The 19,469-nt window shown below is 71.2% G+C and carries 17 protein-coding genes; 10 read left to right on the top strand and 7 right to left on the bottom strand.

Annotation, left to right across the window (positions count from 1 at the left end; all coding sequences use genetic code 11):
* Positions 1-85 precede the first annotated feature (85 nt).
* Complete coding sequence (locus tag ACZ4SF_RS13875) at positions 86-1,546, top strand: MFS transporter (protein ID WP_468382881.1); 1,461 nt, start codon at positions 86-88, stop codon at positions 1,544-1,546.
* A 382-nt stretch (positions 1,547-1,928) separates the two neighbouring features.
* Here the strand turns inward: ACZ4SF_RS13875 and ACZ4SF_RS13870 are convergent, their stop codons facing one another.
* Positions 1,929-3,119: an acetyl-CoA C-acetyltransferase gene (locus ACZ4SF_RS13870; protein ID WP_468382879.1), complete on the bottom strand. Its 1,191-nt coding sequence runs from the start codon at positions 3,117-3,119 to the stop codon at positions 1,929-1,931.
* 361 nt (positions 3,120-3,480) lie between these two features.
* Here ACZ4SF_RS13870 and ACZ4SF_RS13865 point away from each other — a divergent pair, with 361 nt between their 5' ends.
* On the top strand, positions 3,481-4,140 hold the full coding sequence (locus tag ACZ4SF_RS13865; protein ID WP_468382876.1) for a TetR/AcrR family transcriptional regulator: 660 nt from the start codon (positions 3,481-3,483) through the stop codon (positions 4,138-4,140).
* Positions 4,141-4,212: 72 nt separating this feature from the next.
* Here the strand turns inward: ACZ4SF_RS13865 and ACZ4SF_RS13860 are convergent, their stop codons facing one another.
* The 4 genes from ACZ4SF_RS13860 to ACZ4SF_RS13845 all read right to left on the bottom strand — a co-directional run bounded on the left by ACZ4SF_RS13860 (position 4,213) and on the right by ACZ4SF_RS13845 (position 9,377).
* Complete coding sequence (locus ACZ4SF_RS13860) at positions 4,213-5,874, bottom strand: carboxylesterase/lipase family protein (protein WP_468382872.1); 1,662 nt, start codon at positions 5,872-5,874, stop codon at positions 4,213-4,215.
* Positions 5,875-5,906: 32 nt separating this feature from the next.
* The gene (locus ACZ4SF_RS13855) at positions 5,907-7,151 is read right to left on the bottom strand and encodes a choice-of-anchor Q domain-containing protein (RefSeq protein WP_468382870.1); all 1,245 of its coding nucleotides are present in this window, start codon (positions 7,149-7,151) and stop codon (positions 5,907-5,909) included.
* Between the two features lie 519 nt (positions 7,152-7,670).
* Positions 7,671-8,492 carry an SCO6745 family protein gene (locus tag ACZ4SF_RS13850; RefSeq protein WP_468382867.1) on the bottom strand — a complete coding sequence of 274 codons (822 nt, stop codon included), beginning with the start codon at positions 8,490-8,492 and terminating at the stop codon, positions 7,671-7,673.
* A gap of 3 nt (positions 8,493-8,495) precedes the next feature.
* Positions 8,496-9,377, bottom strand: coding sequence for an alpha/beta fold hydrolase (locus ACZ4SF_RS13845; protein WP_468382863.1), 882 nt, complete (start codon positions 9,375-9,377; stop codon positions 8,496-8,498).
* A 232-nt stretch (positions 9,378-9,609) separates the two neighbouring features.
* On the opposite strand from ACZ4SF_RS13845, the gene ACZ4SF_RS13840 reads away from it, so the two are divergent.
* The 3 genes from ACZ4SF_RS13840 to ACZ4SF_RS13830 are packed head-to-tail and all read left to right on the top strand — an operon-like array spanning position 9,610 to position 12,245.
* The gene (locus ACZ4SF_RS13840; protein ID WP_468382861.1) at positions 9,610-10,809 is read left to right on the top strand and encodes an acetyl-CoA C-acyltransferase; all 1,200 of its coding nucleotides are present in this window, start codon (positions 9,610-9,612) and stop codon (positions 10,807-10,809) included.
* A gap of 60 nt (positions 10,810-10,869) precedes the next feature.
* Positions 10,870-11,499, top strand: a complete 630-nt coding sequence (locus ACZ4SF_RS13835; protein WP_468382858.1) for an HAD family hydrolase — start codon at positions 10,870-10,872, stop codon at positions 11,497-11,499.
* A 53-nt stretch (positions 11,500-11,552) separates the two neighbouring features.
* Entirely contained in the window at positions 11,553-12,245 is a 693-nt protein-coding gene (locus ACZ4SF_RS13830; protein WP_468382855.1) for a TetR/AcrR family transcriptional regulator, read from the top strand.
* A 60-nt stretch (positions 12,246-12,305) separates the two neighbouring features.
* On the opposite strand, the gene ACZ4SF_RS13825 is transcribed toward ACZ4SF_RS13830, so the two are convergent.
* Complete coding sequence (locus ACZ4SF_RS13825) at positions 12,306-12,971, bottom strand: TetR/AcrR family transcriptional regulator (protein WP_468382853.1); 666 nt, start codon at positions 12,969-12,971, stop codon at positions 12,306-12,308.
* Positions 12,968-14,263: a PucR family transcriptional regulator gene (locus ACZ4SF_RS13820; RefSeq protein ID WP_468382850.1), complete on the bottom strand. Its 1,296-nt coding sequence runs from the start codon at positions 14,261-14,263 to the stop codon at positions 12,968-12,970. The genes ACZ4SF_RS13825 and ACZ4SF_RS13820 overlap by 4 nt, the downstream gene beginning before the upstream one ends.
* A 188-nt stretch (positions 14,264-14,451) precedes the next feature.
* On the opposite strand from ACZ4SF_RS13820, the gene ACZ4SF_RS13815 reads away from it, so the two are divergent.
* The 5 genes from ACZ4SF_RS13815 to ACZ4SF_RS13795 are packed head-to-tail and all read left to right on the top strand — an operon-like array spanning position 14,452 to position 19,400.
* Entirely contained in the window at positions 14,452-15,210 is a 759-nt protein-coding gene (locus tag ACZ4SF_RS13815) for an ABC transporter ATP-binding protein (protein WP_468382847.1), read from the top strand.
* Positions 15,207-16,013, top strand: coding sequence for an ABC transporter ATP-binding protein (locus ACZ4SF_RS13810; RefSeq protein WP_468382845.1), 807 nt, complete (start codon positions 15,207-15,209; stop codon positions 16,011-16,013). The genes ACZ4SF_RS13815 and ACZ4SF_RS13810 overlap by 4 nt, the downstream gene beginning before the upstream one ends.
* 5 nt (positions 16,014-16,018) lie before the next feature.
* On the top strand, positions 16,019-16,900 hold the full coding sequence (locus tag ACZ4SF_RS13805) for a branched-chain amino acid ABC transporter permease (RefSeq protein ID WP_468382842.1): 882 nt from the start codon (positions 16,019-16,021) through the stop codon (positions 16,898-16,900).
* A complete protein-coding gene (locus ACZ4SF_RS13800; RefSeq protein ID WP_468382839.1) occupies positions 16,897-18,117 on the top strand; it encodes an ABC transporter permease subunit in 1,221 nt (406 codons plus the stop codon). The genes ACZ4SF_RS13805 and ACZ4SF_RS13800 overlap by 4 nt, the downstream gene beginning before the upstream one ends.
* Before the next feature lie 5 nt (positions 18,118-18,122).
* Positions 18,123-19,400, top strand: a complete 1,278-nt coding sequence (locus ACZ4SF_RS13795; protein ID WP_468382836.1) for an ABC transporter substrate-binding protein — start codon at positions 18,123-18,125, stop codon at positions 19,398-19,400.
* Positions 19,401-19,469: the final 69 nt, after the last annotated feature.

Below are 19,469 nucleotides of genomic sequence, written 5' to 3'. Positions count from 1 at the left end.
GGTTGTATTGCTTCAACCACCTATTGGCTGTACCGAGTTGGACCGTAGTGAGTGCGACGACGCACACGAGCTGAGGGGGACCGGCATGTCCGACGAGTCGGCCGAGCGCACACGCACGACGGGGGAGGTCGATCCGGCCCGCGTCCTGGCGCTGTGCAGCGGTGCGAGCTTCATGGCCTTCCTCGACCTCTCGATCATCAGCATTGCCTTTCCGGACATCCTGGACGACTTCCCGGGCACGTCACTCAGCACCATGACGTGGGTCCTCAGCGGCTACACGATCCTGCTGGCGGCCGTGCTGACGCCCGCCGGCCGGATCGCCGACAGTGTCGGCCGGCGCACCGTCTTCGTCTGGTCCCTGGCCGCGTTCACCGCCGCGTCGCTCGTCTGCGCCGTGGCACCGTCCATCTGGTGGCTCATCGCGGCGCGGATCGTCCAGGGCGCGGCGGCCGGTGGCATGATCCCCGCCGCGCTCGGCCTGATCCTCGCCACGACACCGAGGGAGCGCATCGCCAGGGCGGTCGGCACCTGGTCCGCGGTGGCCGGCTTCTCCGCCGTCATCGGACCGGCCGCGGGCGGCCTGCTGCTGCGCGCCTTCGGCTGGCGCTCGGTGTTCTACATCAACCTCCCGCTGTGCGGCGCGATGCTGGTCGCCGCCGTGGTGACGCTGCCACGGCAGCGGTTGCGCGGCACGGGGGACCGGTTGCCGGACGCGGTGGGCAGCATCGCGCTCGCGCTGGGCATCGGCGCAGTGGTGAGCGCGCTCACCGAGGCGGACACCTGGGGCTGGGCGGATGTCCGCACCATCGGACTCGGGCTGGCCGGGCTGGCGCTCGTCGCCGTGACCGTGCTGCGTTCACGCACGCACCCGGCGCCGGCCCTGGAGATGACGGTGTGGCGCAGCCCGGTCTTCCGGACCGCCAACCTGGGCCTGGGCATGCTCAACATGACGATGTTCGCGTGGATGCTGGCCGCCCCGCTGTTCGCCGCCGACATCTGGCACTGGTCGGTCCTGAAGACGGCCGGTGCCCTGAGTGTCGGAGCCGTCTCCTCGATGGCCGGCTCGCTGGTCGCCGGACGGCTCACCCGGCCGGCGACCCAGGTGAAGGTGACGGTCCTGGGCGCGCTGTCCTTCACGGGCAGCAACGCCATCTGGGCGTCCGACCTCTTCGGAGCCACGCCCAACTTCCTGGGCGGCTGGCTGCCCGCCGCGATCCTCGGCGGCGGCGGCCTCGGCCTCGCCATCACGTGCCTGTCGTCGCTGGCGGCCGGGACGGTGCCCCCGCTCAAGTTCGCGGGTGGCCTTGGCATGACCCTGACGGTGCGCCAGGTCGGCGGTGCGGTCGGTGTCGCCGGATTCGCCTCGATCATGGCGTCGGGCTCGGCCCCCGGCGGCATCCCGTCCTTCCACCACGTATACGTCGCCGCGATGGCCGTCAACATCCTGTGCGCGGCCGTGGTGTGCACGATGCTCACCGTGCTGCGGCCGAAGCCTGAGCCGACGACCGCGCAGGCGCCGCAGGACCGGGTCACGCCCACCCAGTGAGCCCGGCTCCAGGCGGAGCCCGGGCTGCCGGGTCACGGGCCGCGGACGGTCGGACGGTCCCCCCGGTGCGGCCGCCATGTGCCGGGCCGGGGGGACCGTGTCGTTCTTCCGGCCCGAGCCACCGACGGCCGGCAGACTACGCCGTTCTTCCGGCTCCGAGCCACCGACGGCCGGCAGACCACGCCGGTCTTCCGGCTGACGGCCGCGTTGCTCTACCCGGCCGTCAGCCGGACGGTGACTGGCCGTCAGGCGGAGGACGACCGGGCCCCACGGGCGGATGGTGACCGGCTGTCTGAGGCCGATGGTGGGTGGGCCGACGGGCGGATGGTGACCGGCTGTCTGAGGCCGATGCTGGGTGGGCCGGACGGACGGTGACCGGCTGTCAGGCGGACGGTACGCGGATCAGCAGGGCGTCGCCCTGACCGCCGCCGCCGCACAGCGCCGCCGCGCCGAGACCGCCGCCGCGGCGGCGCAGCTCATAGGCAAGGTGGACGACGAGCCGGGCGCCGGAGGCACCGATCGGGTGGCCGAGCGCGATGGCTCCGCCGTCGACGTTCACGATGTCCGGGCTGATGCCCAGCTGCTCGGTGGAGACGATGCCGACGGCGGAGAACGCCTCGTTGATCTCGACCAGGTCCAGGTCGGACGGCTCCAGCTTGGCCTTGGCCAGCGCCGCCCTGATCGCGTTCGACGGCTGCTCGTGCAGGCTTCCGTCCGGCCCTGCCACCACGCCGTGGGCGCCGATCTCGGCGATCCAGGGCAGGCCCAGCTCCTCGGCCTTGGCCTTGCTCGCCACCACCACGGCCGCGGCGCCGTCGGAGATCTGCGACGCCGTCCCCGCCGTGATGGTGCCGTCGGAGCTGTACACGGGACGCAGCTTCGCGAGGACCTCGGCCGTGGTGTCGGGACGTACGCCCTCGTCGGTGTCGCACACCACCGGGTCGCCCTTGCGCTGCGGAACCGTCACCGGCGCCATCTCCTCGGCGAACCGCCCGGCCTGCGCCGCGGCGGCGGCCCGCTGGTGTGAGGTCGCGGCGAAGGCGTCCTGCTTCTCCCGGGTCAGTCCGGCGTAGCGGCTGTTGTACTTCTCGGTCGAGACACCCATGCCCAGCTGGTCGAAGGGGCAGAACAGGCCGTCGTGGACCATGTGGTCGATCAGCGGTACGTCACCGGACTTGAAGCCGGCACGCGAGTTGGGAAGCACGTGCGGTGCCTGCGACATGGACTCCTGGCCGCCCGCCACGACCAGGTCGAACTCACCGGCCCTGATCAGCTGGTCGGCCAGCGCGATCGCGTCGATTCCGGAGAGGCACACCTTGTTGACGGTCAGCGCCGGGACGCTCATCGGGATGCCTGCGGCGACCGCGGCCTGCCGGGCCGGGATCTGGCCGGCGCCGGCGGTCAGCACCTGCCCCATGATCGTGTACTCCACCTGCTCGGGCGCCACCCCCGCTTTCTCCAGGGCCGCCCTGATCGCGATGCCCCCGAGCTGGACTCCGGAGAAATCCTTCAGAGCCCCGAGCAGCCGACCGGTGGGAGTGCGGGCCCCGGCAAGGATGACGGATCCGGACACGATGTCCTCCGTGGGTAGAAGTTGTGGTCCACAACGCGGCTACATTACCCACGAGTTGGGTTAGCGAAATGCGGCCTTCGGCGGTGTGAGCGATGGCACAGCCGATCGGAGGCGTCCCGGCCGCACCGGCGAGAAGGGCACGCCGCCCGGCCACGACGGGCGCTCCTCGCCCACCGCCTCCGTCCCCGCCGGTCCCTCGCTCACCGCTTCCGTCCCCGCCGGTCCCTCGCTCACCGCTTCCGTCCCCGCCGGTCCCTCGCTCACCGGCTCCGTCTCCGTCGCCGACCGGACGAGGCCGGATGCCGTGGCGAGAAGCGGTGCGAGCATGAGGGGACACCTGCTTCTCGCCTAGAGTCGGCGTATGACGGAGGCACCGGCCCAGGATCGCGGCGCGCGGTCCCGTGACGCGATTCTCGACACCGCCGGCGAACTGATGTCGCGGTACGGCTACGCCGCCACGTCCATTTCCATGATCTCTTCCGAGTGTGGTCTGCCGGCCAGCTCCATCTACTGGCACTTCGGCAGCAAGGACGGGATCTATGTGGCGGTGCTGGAGCGGGCCAGGACCGTGCTGCTGGCAGCCCTGCCCCCGGTCGAGGTGCCGGGCGCCGACGTCCCGCAACGCCTGGGCGCTTTCCTGGCGGAGGTCGAGGACGCCTTCCAGCGCCACCCGCACGGTCTGAAGCTGCTGTTGGGTCTGGGCATGGTGCAGCAGGACGCCAGCGCTGCGGCCGTGGCCGAAGTGCACCACTACCGCGATGCGCTGGTGGCCTGGGCCCAGGATGCGCTGAGCGCCGTATTCGGGCTGAACGACCGCCCGGAGGTCGCGGACGAACTGGCGCGCTTCACACTCAGGATGGCGAGCGGCACCGCCGTCGCCCGCTGGTTCGAGCCGGGCGCCGTCCTGGAGACCGAGCCGCTGCACGTCGCCTTGCTGGCGCTCGCGGCTCACCACGGCGTTCTGGTGCGCGGACCCTCGGGCGAGGGCGCACTGTCGTGTGATGTCACGCACGGAGGATGAGAACTGAGGGTGCGTCGCCTCGGATCCGGAGGTCCGCGGGCAGAGACCGTTGCAGCCGCAGGTGTGCCGACCTCATCGCACGGCTCCTCGGGCAGTCGGGGCGGGGAGCCAGAACGCGCAGTGGTGGTCGGTCGCGAAGCCGGTGGTGGGGGCGACCCGGTCCGGTGACAGCACCTGGATCCGGTCACCTTCGGCCGTGTAGCGAGGCCAGGCGGGCGAATCCGAGTCGTTGGGGTCGCCCGTGGCCGCGAACCGTGCCCAGTAGGCGGTCATCGTGGCGGACAGCCGTCGCTGTGCGGGCGTCAGGCGCAGGGATGCCATGGGAAAGAGGTAGGCCAGTTCGGAGGCGTGGAACGCGCCCTGCGGCGTGTGTGGTGCCGGGATGAACGGTGGTGCCTCGGCGTCGTGGAACTCGTAGGCGTAGACGGGTGCCCGGGTGGCGTACAGCCGGCTGCCGGCCCGTGCCGGGCAGGCGAACCGCTGGTCGGTGTTGACGGCGGAATAGGCCAGGTTCGGGGAGGGAAAAGCCGAGGCCGGATAGGTGTGCAGGACTGCCGCTGCGCGGCCACCGTGCTCGAGCCCGATCAGGGCGGCGTACGAGGCGGCGGTCAGGGGGCCGCCGCCGAGCAGATCCATGTACAGCGCGGTGAAGTACCGGTACTCGTCATGGGTGTTGCCGTTCAGTGTCGGGACGGTGTTCACGAGTCCCTCGGCCCACGCCTTGGCGGGGGCGTGCGGGAGAATACGTGTCCCGGTGTTCGGGCCCCACAGGGAGGTTGTCCCGGTCCCGGCGCCGCGAAGGAGTTCGGTGGTGGGCAGGGCGCGCAGACAGGTCGCCGCGGTCGTCGGCTCCGCGCAGCCGACCGAGGCCGCGAAGTCGCTGCCTCTCTGTTCGGCCGCGCCGAGGGTGAGCGGCGACAGACCGCCCGGCGAGGCACAGCTCCCGCTCTGCTGGATCACCCGCTGAAACAGGCCTTCGGCGGTCGGGGAGGCGGTGTGGGCGCAGGTGTCCACCGATCCGGCGGACTGGCCGCCGAGGGTCACTCGGTCGTGATCGCCGCCGAAGGCGCCGATGTTGCGCCGAACCCAGCGCAGCGCGGCCTGCTGATCCATCAAACCGTAGTCGCCGGAAGCATGGTCCCCGCTCTCCGAGGACAGGGCAGGATGGGCGAGGAAACCCAGTGCTCCCAGGCGGTAGTTGACGGTCACCACGATCACGCCGCGCGCGGTCAGCGACGAGCCGTCGTAGTCGCTGCCCGCGCCGTAGGCGTTGCCGCCGCCGTGCAGCCACACCAGCACGGGAAGGGGCCGGCCGTGGGTCCGGGCGGGCGTCCACACATTGAGGTACAGGCAGTCCTCCGTCGTGCTGCCGGTGCGGTTGGACTCGCCGGGCAGGACGGGGCCGCCGTCGGGGAGCAGCGTCAGCGGCGGCTGGGGGCAGGGCCGGGCCGGTGCGGTGGCGTCCCGCACGCCGGTCCATGGGGCGGGGTGCCGTGGGGGACGCCAGCGCAGCCTGCCCGTCGGCTGGGCGGCGAAGGGGATGCCCTGGAAGAGCCGCCCGCCGTCGCGGTGTGCCGCGCCGCGCACCCAGCCGCGGTCGGTCCGCACGACCAGGGAGTCGTGAGCGGCATCGGCCCGGACCGTGGGCGGGGGAACGGCGAGGGTGGACAGCAGCAGGGCCAGCACCGCGATCACGCCGCGGGCCAGTGTGTTGCCAGGGCGTGGCGATTTCATCGCATCTCCTGGTGCCGGTACGAGCGGTGTGGTCATGGCGTGTGCTCGTAGGCGCCGATGTCGCAGGCGGTGCCCTGGGGGCGGGCGACACCGCGCTGATCGGTGGCCGGGCAGTCGGTCGCCGCGTCCAGGGCGGGGCTTCCCGGCAGCAGCGCGGCGGTGTCCGTAGGGCCGCCGTTGTCGGCGAGCGGGCCGATCAGCGGCGCACGGCTGGGCAGGTCGCCCGCGGCGGTGAGCCGGCAACTGCCGTCACCGTCGACGTTGTGGCCCTGCGATGCGATGGTGGCGAAGGCCTTCTTGCAGTCGGCGGCCTTGCCGTCGACGGTGTTGCCGGCGACGACTGAGTTGCGCAACGTCATGCGCCCCAACGGCAGATCGACGACGTCGGGGATCGGATGGGGCAGGCTGTCGAGGTAGGCGGGGGCGATGTTGATCCCGCCTCCGCCGTCACTCGAACTGTTCCCGGAAACAGTCGAGTTGAGGATCTCCACAGGGCCTCGGCCGCGGATGTCGATCCCGCCGCCGTAACCGGCGAGGCTGCCGGGGCGGTCGCCCGGGTTCGTCACACGATTGTCGGCGACCGTCGAGTTGGTCACGGTGCCCGTGTCGTCGAACCTGATACCCCCGGCCTCTCCCGCGACGTTCCCGCTGACGGTGCTGTCGATCAGGTCCAGGTGCGAGCCGGGGATGTTGAAGATGCCGCCGCCGTAGCCGGCCGAGTTCCCGGTCACGGCGACCCGTCGCAGCGTCATGTGGTGTCCGTTGGCGATCCCGCCGCCACCGGTGTCGGTGATGGGCAGTTCGCGCTCTTTGGCCACTGCGCCGGTGATCGTCAGGTCGGACAGCCGGCTGTCCGCCTGCATGCGGAAGGCACGGTCGAGGTGGTTGGCGTCGATGACGGTGGTCCGTGCGCCGGAGCCGCGGATCGTGGTGGAGGCCGTGATGTTCAGGTCGCCCGTGGCCGGGTCGGGATGGTCTCCGATGATCTTGTCGGGATCGGGTGGGATGGTCAGCCGGTAGTGGCCCGGAGGCAGCGTGACGGTGCTGCCCTGGCGGGCGCCTGCGGCCATCACCGCGGCGCGCAGGCTGCAGGCGCCCGACGCGGTGCGGCACAGGCCGTCCGACGGGTCGGCATCGACCGCGTCGGACGTGGTGTCCACGGTGAACTCCGTCGGTCCGGCGGCCGCGGGCGAGACGGCCCCGGCTGCGGGTGAGGCGAGTGCTGTGGCCGCGACGATGACGACAGTGAGTGCCGCCGCGCTGATGCGGACGTTCATCAGATGAACTCCTCTCGGCGAGGGAGGGAGGACTCGGCTGATGTGATCACTTCGTGCTGGTGCAGATGAGGCTCGTGCGAGAAACGCGGCAGGGCGCCTTCCGATGTGGCGCCCGGACGGCGAGGCGGGCCGGAGCAGGGGCCGGCGAGCTGTGAACGGCGCGTGCACGGCCGCGTTCTGTAGGGAGCGTTCCATTCACGGAGTTCCGTGTCTACCGACCGGCTGGGGAATGGCCGGATGGAGACTGCACCCTGTGGGAGACGGAAGCCGTTTGAGCGCCACGGAGAGCGTCAGCCGCCCGGCGGGCGGGCTCTCATCGCGCTCCTGCCTGAAGAACCTCGGTGGACCTCCGACGGTGGACGCCTGGGGGCCGGCGGTCAGCCGAGCCTGAAAGAAGGCCGGCTGCGACTGGCAGGGGCCGGCGGCCAGCCGAGCCTGAGAAGGCCGGTTTCGACTGGCAGGGGCCGGGGGTCAGCCGAGCCTGAAAGAAGGCCGGCTGCGACTGGCAGGGACCCGCGGTCAGCCGAGCTTGAGAAGGCCGGCTTCGACGACGGCGCGGCCGAAGAGGCTCCCGAGTTCGGCGAGACGCTCACAGCCGGCGTCACCCAGGGCGGCATAGGCGGGGAGGGCCAGACGATCGGTGCGGTCCTCGATGTGCCGGCGCAGACGTGCGCCTTCCGGGCTGAGGGCGTCGCCGTCGAGCAGGCCCCGCTCGCGCAGGTGCTCCTGGGTGCCGGCCCACGCGTCCGCGGGCCAGGCGCGGCTCGCCTTGAGGAAGTCGACGGGTACCTCGCCTGTGGCGGCGTGCAGAATCAGGGCCTCCAAGCCTCCGACGCCCTCGCTCAGCAGACACGCGACGTGGCCGTCTCCACGGAATTCCCGGAGCAGTGTCTGGGCGTGCCACAACTGCAGTACCGGCTCCTTCGGCCACGGCAGTGCGGCGTGCGCGGCGAACAGCGGGCGGCCCTGAGCGTGTGCGCAGGCCGCTTCGGCCGCCCGGCGGGCCAGCGTCAGGACCTCCGCCAGTTCGGGCAGCTCGTGGATTCCCGCCCGCCTGAGGGCTTCGCCTGCCGCTGCGTACCGGGCGTCCAGCACCTGCTGCGGCGTCGTTGCTTCCCAGACCCCGTCGACCGCGTGGCGTACGGCATCGGGGTTGAAGTTGTAGAAGGTCGAGATGACCAACTCGGCGGGCGCCCGGCCGAACGCGGCGCTGCGGGAGGCGAAGTAGCCGGCGCGTCCACCGAGTCCGAGGTCGGCGTACCGTCGCCTTGCCTCGGGAGCGAAGTAGATCATGCCGTGTACCGGCTCGAGACGGCGCCAGGCCGCATGCGCTGACTTCATGGGTCACCTCTTGGGGGAGTCGACGAGCGGGGTGTGCGGAGCGGGTCCGGACCGGTCATGCGCCCGCAGGTGTTCGAGCAGCAGGCGGCTCAGCGTCTCGGGCGCCTCCTCGGGGACCCAGTGGCTGACGCCCTGAAGGGTCTCGTACCGGTACGGCCCGCTGACCCACAGGCCGGTCTCCTGCGCGGCCGCCGGTCCGAACGCGCTGTCCTGCGTGCTCCAGACGTACAGCGTGGGCACGTCGATGACGCCGATCGCGCCGTCGGGGCGGCCGGCCCGGTACCAGTTCAGGGCCGCCGTGAGAGCGCCCGGCCGGGACAGGTGCCGTACATAGGTCTCGGCACTGTCCGGGGGGACCTTTGAGGCGTAGAGCGCGCGGAGTTCGTGGGCGTCGTGGGCGAGCATGCGCTCCTCGGTCGCGGGTGTCTCGCGCCAGTCGAGCATGTAGCGGGAGCGTTCGCGCTGATCCGGGTCGGTGCGCAGGGCGGTGGCCAGAGCGCCGGGGTGAGGGGTCGAGACCACGGTCAGAGTGCGTACTCGGCCGGGGTGGGCGTGAGCGGTCCACCAGGCCACCGCGCCTCCCCAGTCGTGGCCGACCAGGTCGAACGCCGCCCAACCGAGTTCCCCGGTGATCGCGACCACGTCGTCGACGAGGAGGTCCATGGAGTAGTCCTCGGGCCGCTGGGGGCGGACGCCAGGGGAGTATCCACGCTGGTCGGGCGCCACCACCCGGCAGCCGTGCGCGGCCAGCGCCGCGATCTGCCGTCGCCACACCAGCCCCGTCTGCGGGAAGCCGTGCAGCAGCAGCACCGGTCGGCCCTCGGGCGGACCCGCCACGATCGCGTCGAACACGCCCGCGACGGTGGAGATGCTCAGCTCGGTCACGCTCCGCCTCCTCATACCGACTGGTCGGTAGCCTTCAGTCGGGAGGGCGGACTGTCAAGGGTGCGAGTACGTGGCGTGGATCTAATTGAACCTGACGTCGGATTCAACTATAACCGGTCCGGAGGCCGACTCTCGTCGCCTCGGGCGCCAACTGCCGGGCGGCGAGGGCTCGTCGGCAATCACCGCCCCACACTCCCGGGCGAACCCGACCAACAGGAAGCAGTGAGGCGACATGAGGGAAGCAGTCATCGTTTCGACGGCACGGACGCCGATCGGAAAGGCCTACCGCGGCGCGTTCAACGACACCCAGGCGCAGGAACTCGCCGCCCATGCCCTCTCTCACGCCGTGCGGCGCGCCGGGCTCGAAGGAGGCGAGGTCGAGGATGTGATCTTCGGCTGCGCCGCGCAGCAGGGCTCTTCCGGTTTCAATGTCGCGCGCCAGGCCGCCCTGCGGGCAGGACTTCCGGACACCGTGCCGGGAATGACCATCGACCGGCAGTGCTCGTCGGGCCTGATGGCCATCGCGACCGCCGCCAAGCAGATCGTCGCGGACGGCATGCAGGTCGCCGTCGGCGGCGGCGTCGAGTCGATCTCCTTGGTGCAGAACGACCACATGAACACCCACCGCATGGCGGATCCCTGGCTGGTCGAGCACAAGCCGGCCATCTACATGCCGATGCTGCAGACGGCGGAGATCGTCGCCGAACGCTACGGCGTGAGCCGGGAACGACAGGACGAGTTCGCGCTGGTGTCGCAGCAGCGCACCGCGGCGGCGCAGGAGGCCGGCCGGTTCGACCAGGAGATCGTCGCGTTCAGCAGCGTCAAGAAGGTCCGCGACAAGCAGTCGGGGGAAGTGCGGGACGAGGAGGTCACCCTGACCCGGGACGAGGGCAATCGTGCGTCGACGACGCTCGAGGGCCTGGCCGCGCTGGCGCCGGTGCTGCCCGACGGTCAGGTGAGCGCGCACTCCAGCGTGACGGCGGGCAACGCCTCACAGCTGTCGGACGGGGCTTCGGCGTCGGTGTTGATGGAGGCGGACGAGGCCGAGCGCCGCGGACTGGAACCTCTGGGCGTCTACCGGGGCATGGCGGTCGCCGGCTGCGGCCCGGACGAGATGGGCATCGGTCCGGTGTTCGCCATCCCGAAGCTGCTGAAGCAGCACAACCTCACCATCGACGACATCGGCCTGTGGGAACTCAACGAGGCGTTCGCCTCCCAGGCGCTGTACTGCCGCGACGAACTGCACATCGATCCGGAGCGGTTCAACGTCGACGGAGGCGCGATCTCCGTCGGCCATCCGTACGGCATGACCGGCGCCCGCCTGGTGGGCCATGCCCTCGTCGAGGGCAGGCGCCGAGGGGTGAGGTACGTGGTGATCTCGATGTGCGTCGGCGGCGGAATGGGCGCGGCCGGACTGTTCGAGGTCGCCTGAACTCGGCAGCACCGCCGGATGCAAGTCACCTACGAGAGAGGCATCGATACCGTGTCGAACGTGGCGGAAAAGACCCGAACCGCGGTCCTGGTGGACTTCGGCGGGGTCATCACCTCCTCCGTGTTGCGTGCTTTCACCGACTTCGGCGCCTCGCTCGGCGGCGACCCGCGTCTGCCGCTGAACCTTCTCGGCAGGGACCAGCCATCACGCACCCTCCTGGCCGACCACGAGTGCGGCCGTATCGACACGGAAGCCTTCGAGCGAGGGTTCGCCGAACGGCTCCGCGTCCACGGCGCCGAGGTACCGGCCGAAGGTCTCACGACCCGGATGCAGGCAGGAGTGTCGATCGACCAGGACACGCTCACCCTGCTCGCCGATCTCCGGGCGGCCGGCCGTCCCGTTGCGCTGGTGTCCAACTCGTTCGGTACCGGAACCTACGACGGCGTCGACCTCGCCGCCGTTGCCGATGTCGTCGTCATCTCCGCCGAGGTCGGGGTCCGCAAGCCCTCCCGGCGTATCTATGCGCTCGCCTGTGAACGCCTCGGCATCGATCCTGGGGAGGCGGTCATGATCGACGATCTGCAGCAGAACCTCGACGGTGCGGCCCGGATCGGGATCGGGGGAGTCCTGCACACCAGTGCCGCCGACACCCGCCGCCAACTCGCCGAACGCTTCGGGATCACGGCCTGACCCGGCCATTCGGGTTTCTGATCATGCGGTCGGATTCAAGTACAGTCTCCGGGATGGACAGCACGTCGCCCGAGGAGACCGACGGCGAGAAGGCACCTCCCATGGCACCTCTCTCGCGCCTTCGTGAGCCACCCACGACGCAGCGAGGAGCGCGGACCCGGGCCGCTCTGGTGAAGGCCGCGCGCACGGTGTTCGAACGGGACGGCTACCTGGACACCCGCCTGACGGACATCACCAAAGAGGCCCGGTGCGCGGCGGGCTCCTTCTACACCTACTTCGCCAACAAGGAAGAGGTCCTTGCCGCCGTCCTCCTGGAGGCGCAGGAGGACATGATGCACCCCGGCATGGGGCGGGTGCAGGGTACCGACGATCCCTACGCGGTCCTCGAGGCGAGCAATCGCGCGTATCTCGAGGCATACAAGCGGAACGCGAAGCTGATGGCACTGCTCGAGCAGGTCGCACAGGTCGAGCCGGAGTTCCGTGAGTTCCGCAGCCGGCGCGCCGACGCCTTCATCCGCCGCAACGCCCGCGGCATCGCCGACCTGCAGGCGCGAGGTGTCGCCGACCGTGAGGTCGAACCGATGACGGCCTCCCGCGCGCTGTCGGGCATGGTCAGCGTCATGGCCTACAACACCTTCGTGCTCGGCGAACGCCAGGAACAAGGTCCTGTGCCGGACTTCGAAGAGCTGGTGTCCACGGTCACCCGGCTCTGGGCGAACGCCCTGCGGTTCCCCGGCCACCGCTGATCCCGGCGCCGTCGTAGACACCGCATCGGCACCGGTGCCACGACCTGCGCGGCGGGTGTCTCAGCCGGGTGCCGCCGACAGATGGATCAGGATGCCGCACACCTCGTCCACGATCTCCCCGGCCTCCGTCTCGTCCCCGCAGTCGCCCAGTTCGCGCGCCGCCCCTCCGATGACGGTGGTCAGCACGCTCACCCGGACCCGGCCGGCGCGTCGCCGTTCGTCCACCCGCAGCAGCCGGGCGTTGCGCCGTACCCATGCGCGGTCCCACTGGCGGCGCAGTGCGTCGAAGCCCGAGGGACCGTCGTCGTCCGCCAGAAGTCTGCCGAGCTTCCGGTTGTCCCAGACGCCCTCCAGGTAAGCCCTGGCCCCCGCCACGAACAGGGCGGTGGGGTCGTCCACACCACGGCTGCGCTCGGTGGTCAGCGTGGCCGCGGTCCGGCGCTCCTGCTCCTCCCGGAACTCCTCCCAGAGGGCGAGGTAGAGCCCTCGCTTTCCGCCGTAGTGCTGGAAGAGGCTGCCCACCGGGAGCCCGGAGCGCGCCGCGATCTCGGTGAGACCGGCGTCGGTGTAACCGCGCTCGGTGAACACCTCCAGCGCGGCGTCCAGCAGCGTACGCCGGGTCGTCGGCCCCGGCCCGGCATGCCCCGCCGGCAGGCCCGCGCCTGTCCGCCCGCCCGGCAGCGGACCTCCCGCCTCTGTCCCGGCGGACTCCACGATGCCGCTCACTGGCAATCCTCACCTTCCGCGGCGCCGTCGCGGATGGCGAGGGCGACCAGTAGTTCCAGGAGGTCGGCGATCCGGCGCGGATTGCGGCCGGTGCGTTCCTCGATCCGGCGCAAGCGGTAGTGCGCTGTGTTGTGGTGTATCCGCAGCCGGTCGGCGGCCAGCCGCAGATTGAGGTCCGCCTCGGCGAAGGCCCGTATGGTGGCGGCCAGCGTGTCGCCACGTCTGCGGTCCTCCTGCAGCAGCGCACGCACCCGGGGATCGACCAGCTGGCGGGCGAGGTCGTCGGCGCGCAGCGCCAGGTAGTCGAACGGGGACAGCCGCGGCAGCGCCGCCACCCCGCCCCCGCTCGGCACCAGGTCCACAGCGGCCCGCGCCTCCTCGTACGCGCGCGGCAGCTCGCAGGCGCCCCGGGCGACCGTGCTGATGCCCATGCAGAGCATGGTGCCTTTCCGCGCGAGCCGCTCCTGCACAGCCTCGAAGTGGGCGCATATGTCGTCCGCGTCCATGCCGGCCCGGAGGACGGGCACGGCCACCACCTCGCCGTGACGCACGACGACCAAGGTCCTGCCGGCCCAGGGACCGGCGACGCTGATCGACGCGCTGGTGGCATACCCGTGCTCGGCCGAGGCGTGGTCCCCCGTGCGCGTGTCCCCGACGCAGACCGCCACGACCGCCATCATCCGCGACCGCGGTCCGATGCCGTACGCCTGCGCCGCGGCGAACAGCGGACCGTGCGCCGGTGCCACGCCCGCCAGGAGCTGGTCCAGGAGGTCCCGGCGCTCCCGGTCCGCATCCGCCACCACGTGCTGCTGGTACTCGACGTAGGCCTGCGCGGCATGGGTGCTGGCGTAGTCGACGTACCGCATCAGCGGGGTGACGAGGGACAACGCGGCCTGCTGGGCCTCGGCGGACGTGCCCGCGCACTCCAGCATCGCGTCCCACATCACTTGCCGGCCGACCCGGAAGGCACTGATCCAGTCCTCCAGGGCGAACCCCGCGCGGGCGCGGCGCATGGCTGCCGCCCGGCTGAAGACCAGGTCCTCGGCAGCGATGTCGCGGTCACCGGCCAGCGCCGCCAGCTGCATCCGGTAGTGCTCGAGCACCTGCTCCCGTACGTCGTCGAAGAATCGTTCGTCCTGCAGCGCGTACGACGGGATCTCCGCGCGCATCACCTCGACGGCGGTCTCCGCCACCTCCTCGACCCGGTCGTGGACGGCATGCAGGATCCGCCACCGCTCGCGGCGGAGCGGTTCGGAGAGTCGGGGGGTGCCCAGGGCAGGACCGCGAGGCATGGTCCCGATCGTCGCCGTCCGCCTCGTGCTCCGTCAACAGGCCCGGCGTGAGACATCTCCCGGCACTTGTGCGCGGCGCACACTTCGGGGGCCGGCAAGTTGGGTGCTCACACCCAATGTGCGCCGGGAACGCCCCCACCTACTGTGACGCTCGCCCACCCCCCAGCACGTCGGAAGGGGCGTCACTCATGCTCGCGGTCGACGGTATCACCGTGCGCTTCGGCGGGATCACGGCACTGGACGGTGTCGCTTTCACCGTCGAGCCGGGCACCGCCGTGGGGCTCATCGGGCCCAACGGAGCCGGCAAGACCACCTTGTTCAACTGCCTCACCAGGCGCTGCACTCCCGACGGGGGAGACGTGCGGTTCGAGGGCGAGGACCTGCTGGCCCTCCCTCCGCACGCCGTGGCACGGCGCGGCATCGCCCGCACCTTCCAGAACCTGGGTCTGTTCCCGCGGCTCACGGTCCGGGCGAACGTCATGGTCGGCGCCCACAGCCGGGGGCGCAGCGGACACCTCGCCGCGGCGCTCCGGCTGCCCCGTGTCCGGCGGGAGGAAAGGGAACTACATGACCAAGCGGACGATTTGCTGCAACGGCTCGGCCTGGCGGACGTCGCCGACCACCCCGCCTCCGGTCTGCCGTTCGGCACGCTCAAACGCGTCGAACTCGCGCGGGCGCTCGCCGTACGGCCCCGGCTGCTGTTGCTCGACGAGCCCGTCAACGGGCTCAGCCACGGCGAGGTCGGCCAATTCGCGGATCTGGTCCGCTCGGTGCGCCAGGACTTCGACCTCACGCTCGTGGTGGTCGAACACCACATGGGGTTCGTGATGAGCCTGTGCGACAAGGTGGTCTGCCTGGACTTCGGCCGCAAGATCGCCGAGGGCGCACCGGAGGAGATCCAGCGCGCCCCGGCGGTCGTCGAGGCCTACCTGGGGGTGGCCGCATGAGCGAGCCCACCACCGACCGAACCGAGCCCCGGGCGAGTGCCGAGCCGGACTTCCTGAAGGTCTGCGGCCTGCACGCCGGATACGGCCAGGCCCGCGTGCTGCAGGGCCTCGACTTCTCCGTCGCCCGCGGCGAGGTCTGCGCGATCCTCGGGCCCAACGGCGCGGGCAAGACCACGACCCTGCGGGCGCTGAGCGGCATGATCCGCGGCCGCGGATCGGTCACCCTGAACGGCACCGAGCTGCTCGGCCGCTCGCCCGAGCAGGCCGCCCGGCTCGGCGTGGCGCACGTCCCCGAGGGCCGGGGCACCTTCAACGACCTGACCGTCGAGGAGAACCTGCGCATCGGCGCCCACCTGCGCACCGGCCGCCGGTGGCGGGGCCGCGGCGAGCGCGCGGCCGTGGCGGCCGACCTGGAACGGATCTACGGCCACTTCCCCAGACTGCGCCAGCGGTCCGGGCAGGCCGCAGGCAGCCTCAGCGGCGGGGAGCAGCAGATGCTCGCCATCGGCAGGGCGCTGATGCTGCGCCCCGCCCTCCTGCTCCTGGACGAGCCGTCCCTCGGGCTCGCCCCGCTGGTCACCCGTGAGCTGTTCGAGATCGTCCGTGCTGTCAACGAGGAGGAACACACCACCGTGGTCGTCGTCGAGCAGAACGCCCAGCTGGCGCTGGACATCGCGCACCAGGCGCACGTACTGGAGGCCGGCCGCCTGGTGCTGTCCGGACCGGCCGCACAGATCCGGGCGGACGGGCAGGTCGCCGAGGTGTACCTCGGTGTCTCCGTCCTCTCCCGCAAGGGCGGGTGAGCGCCGTGACCGATCTGCTCCAGCAAGTGGTGGAAGGCCTGGGTTCCGGGGCGGTGTACGCCAGCCTGGCGCTGGCCCTGGTGCTGATCCACCGGTTCACCGGGATCGTCAACTTCGCGCAGGGCGAGCTGGCCATGCTCTCGACGTACGTCGCCTGGCAGCTGGTGGCGTCCGGGATGCCGTTCTGGCTGGCGCTGCCGGTCACCCTCGCGGTGTCCTTCGCCGGCGGCATGCTGGTCGAGCGCATCGTCATCCGCCCCGTGCAGGGCGCGCCCGAACTGACGGTCGTCATCGTCACGGTCGGCCTCTTCGTCTTCGTCAACGCGCTGGCCGGCCTGATCTGGTCCTTCACCGTGAAGGACTTCCCGCAGCCGTTCCCCGACGGCGGGCTCGACCTGGCCGGAGTACGGGTGGACTGGTCGACGCTCGGGATCCTCGGCGTGGTGGCCGTCGTGATGGGCCTGCTGTACCTGCTGTTCCGGCACACCTCCACCGGCCTGGTGATGCGGGCGGTCGCCTGCAACCCGGCCTCCGCCCGGCTGTCGGGCATCCGGGTGGGCCGGGTGCTGATGCTCGGCTGGGGGCTGGCCGCGACGGTCGGCGCGGTGTCGGGCGTGCTCGTCGCCCCGGTGCTGTTCCTGGAGCCCAACATGATGGGCGGAGTGCTGATCTACGCGTTCGCCGCGGCCACCCTAGGAGGCTTCGACAGCCCGGTCGGCGCAGTCGTCGGCGGCCTGGTCGTGGGCGTCGCCGAGACGCTCACCGGGGCGTACGTGGACGTGATCGGGGCCGACCTCAAGGTGGGCGTCCCCCTGGTCATCATCCTGGCGGTGCTTCTGATGCGACCCCAGGGCCTGTTCGGACGGGCGGCGGTGGAGCGCGCATGAGCACGATCACCGCAACACTCGGCACGGACCGCGCTCGGCGCCTGCGGGCCGCGGTCACGGTACTGCTCGCGGCGGCAGCCGCCGTCGGCGCGCCCTTCTACTTCGCCCCCTTCCAGGTCTTCCAGCTGACCATGGTGCTCCTGTACGCCGTCGCCCTGGCCGGACTGAACCTGCTGGTCGGCTTCGGCGGGCAGATCTCGCTCGGGCACGGCGCGTTCTTCGCGGCGGGGGCCTACACGGCGGCGGTCATGCTCGACCGGTACGACACCGGCCACCTGGCCACCCTGCCGGTCGCGGCCGCCGGATGCTTCCTGCTGGGCCTCGGTTTCGGAGTACCCGCCCTGCGGCTGCGCGGCCTCTACCTGGCCCTGGTCACCCTCTCGTTCGCGGTGTTCCTGCCGCCCCTGCTCAAGCGGCTCGAACCGGTCACGGGCGGCTCCATGGGCCTGACCGTGGACAAGCTGCAGCCGCCCGCGTGGAGCGGGCTGGCCGAGGACCAGTGGATGTACTTCGTCGTCCTCGCCGTCGCCGCGGCAGCCCTGCTGCTCGCCCGCAACCTGCTGCGGTCCCGGGTCGGCCGGGCACTGCTCGCGGTGCGGGACAACGAGAGCGCCGCCGAGGTCATGGGCGTACGGCTGTCGCTGCACAAGACCCTCGCCTTCGCCTGGAGCGCGATGTTCGCAGGGGTCGCCGGATGTCTGTACACCTGGGTGATCGGCTTCGTCTCGCCCGACTCCTTCAGCTTCGTTCTGTCCATCACCCTGCTGGCCGGCCTGGTGGTCGGGGGACTCGGCTCGCTGTACGGGCCCCTGCTGGGCGCGGCGTTCGTGATGTACGTGCCGAGCGTGTCCCAGGACCTGAGCGAGGCCGCACCGGGAGTGGTGTTCGGCCTGCTGATCATCACGGTGATGTTCGTGGCCCCGACGGGCCTGGCCGGTCTGCCGGGCCGTGTCCTGGGCGCTGTCGCCCGTCGCCTGCCTCCCGCCACCGCCGCTCCCGACCGGACGCCGGAGGCCGGATCCGCACCCGATGCGGACCCGCAGTCCCGGGGTGAATCCGCACCCGATGCGGACCCGGAGCCCCGGGGGGAATCCGCACCTGCTGCGGACCCGGAGCCCCAGGTCGAATCCGGCCCCTCCGCCGCCCTCCCCGCTGCGGCTCCCGCAGTTGTCGACGCCGAACCCGTGGGCGCACCGCCCCGCACCGAAAAGGAATGAAGCACATGCGCAAGACCACCGCCCTGCGGGCTGTTGCAGCCGCTTCCGCCGTCCTGCTCACCGCGACCGCCTGCAGCAGCCGGCGAGGGCAGGACGCCGAGGACACCGCCGCGGGCGGTGCCTGCAAGGGCCAGCAGACCACCGGCATCACCGACACGACCGTCAAGCTGGGCGGGATCTACCCGCTGTCAGGACCGGCCTCCGCGTACGGCACGATCAGCAAGGGCGTGGCCGCCTATTTCGAGTACGTCAACGACAAGGGCGGCATAGACGGCCGCAAGGTCCAGTTCCTCGTCCGTGACGACGGCTACCAGCCGCCCAAGGCGGTCGAGGAGGCCCGCAGACTCGTCGAGCAGGAGAAGGTCTTCGCCGTCTTCCAGACCCTGGGCACCCCGTCCACGGCGGCGGTCTGGGACTACCTCGACAAGCAGAAGGTGCCGCAGCCCTTCGTGGCCACGGGTGCCTCCGTCTGGGGCACGGATGCCCGGCACCCCTGGACCATCGGCTGGCAGCCCAACTACGTGGCCGAGGCCCGGGTGTACGCCAAGTACCTCATGGACAAGAAGCCGAAGGCCAACGTGGCGGTCCTCTACCAGAACGACGACTTCGGCAAGGACCTGCTCGGCGGGTTCAGGAAGGCCGTCGCCGGCAGCGGGATCAAGGTGGTCGCCCAGGAGAGCTACGAGGTCACGGACCCGTCCGTGTCGGCACAGATGGCGAGCCTCGCCCGCTCGAAGGCGGACGTGCTGCTGGACGTCACCACCCCGAAGTTCGGCAGCCAGGCGCTCGCCGCCGACGCCAAGAACACCAAGTGGAACCCACTGCACATCGTGAACAACGTGGCCTCGTCCGCCGCCGTGCTCCAGCCCGTCGGGTTCAAGAACGTGCAGGGCGTGGTCTCGGCGACCTACTTCAAGGACCCCGCCGACCCCCAGTGGGCGAACGACCCCGACATGAAGACCTACAGGAACGCTTTGCACAAGTACGCCCCCGACACCGACCCGGCCAACCAGTTCAACGCCTACGGCTGGGCCGTCGCCTCCAGCCTGCACGAGGCCCTGGACACGATGAAGTGCCCGACCAGGGAAGGACTGCGGGACGCGGTGCGCAACCTGAAGGACGTGAAGGTGGGGCTGCTGCTGCCCGGTGTCACCTTGTCCACGGGCCACGGTGACGCCTTCCCGATCGAGACGATGCAGCTGATGCGGTTCAAGGGCGAGCGGTGGCAGCTGTTCGGCAAGCCGGTCGACACCCGCAAGGAGTTCGGCCCGCTCACGAAGTGAGCCGGCGGGGGCGGCCCCCGGTCGATGCCGACCCTCGGGAACCGCCCCCGCTTCTCCGGGCAGACCGGC

This window comes from Streptomyces sp. NPDC027663, assembly GCF_055566415.1.
Note: the sequence above shows the minus strand (reverse complement) of the source record. Positions and strands in the feature narration are given on the sequence as shown.